The 904-nt window shown below is 56.4% G+C and carries 1 protein-coding gene; it reads left to right on the top strand.

The features are described from left to right. Nucleotides 1-834 (top strand): cupin domain-containing protein (locus AC2YI2_RS35070; protein ID WP_487391133.1); only part of this gene is annotated, 834 nt, incomplete at its 5' end. Nucleotides 835-904 lie beyond the last annotated feature (70 nt).

Below are 904 nucleotides of genomic sequence, written 5' to 3'. Positions count from 1 at the left end.
CTTCGCTTTCATTTCGTCGGTGAGGGGCCATGTTGGATCTATACCGAAGTCCAGGGATGGCAGGAGTTGCAAGACGGCGATCTGGTGCTGTTGCCACAAGGGGTGGAACACCGACTGGCCAGTAGACCGGATGTTGTGGAGGACTCGCTCAAGAGCTGCCAGGTCACCAAGTTGGGAGGCAATGTCTGCGAAGTGGTGCAGGAAGGAACAGGAGCGACAAGCACCTTGTTCTGCGGTTCCATGGCTTTGGGTGCGAATGTGCTCAACCCGTTAATCGCCCTGATGCCACCGATCATCAAGGGTTGTGATGTTGCTGGCAATGATCCGATCGTCAACCCTCTCCTCACCGCCATGACGGCAGAGGCGGCGCAGCCCCAGATAGGCAGCGCCACGGTTTTATCACGCATGGCGGATGTACTCGTCGCGCGGCTTATTCGCTGCTGGGTCAATTGCAGCGGGGCTTCGACCAGCGGCTGGCTCGCTGCAATTCGTGATCCTCATATCGGACGTGCGCTGGCAGCCATGCACCGAGATCCCGGCCATGGCTGGACGCTGGAGACCCTTGCTGCCGTGGCAGGTCAATCACGCTCGATCTTCGCGGAACGTTTCAGCGCCATCTTAGGAGAAGGTGCGGCACGGTATCTCACCCGTCTGCGCATGCAGCTTGCACGAGAGTTACTCGGTCAAAATATGTCGGTTGCCCAAGTCGCTTCTCAACTGGGCTATGAATCAGAAGCTTCTTTCGCTCGCGCCTTCAAGCGCATTACGAGCCTTTCACCTGGCGTTGTGCGCCGCACCATTTCAGGACGAACGGACATAGAATTCGGACTTTAGGATACATATTGTCCTAAAAAACTCCGCTATGAAGACCTCCACACCTTGGAGTTATTTCAATGACGGACAC

It is taken from the genome of Rhizobium sp. SRI_017 (genome assembly GCF_057586295.1).
This window is presented reverse-complemented; position numbering and strand designations above follow the sequence as displayed.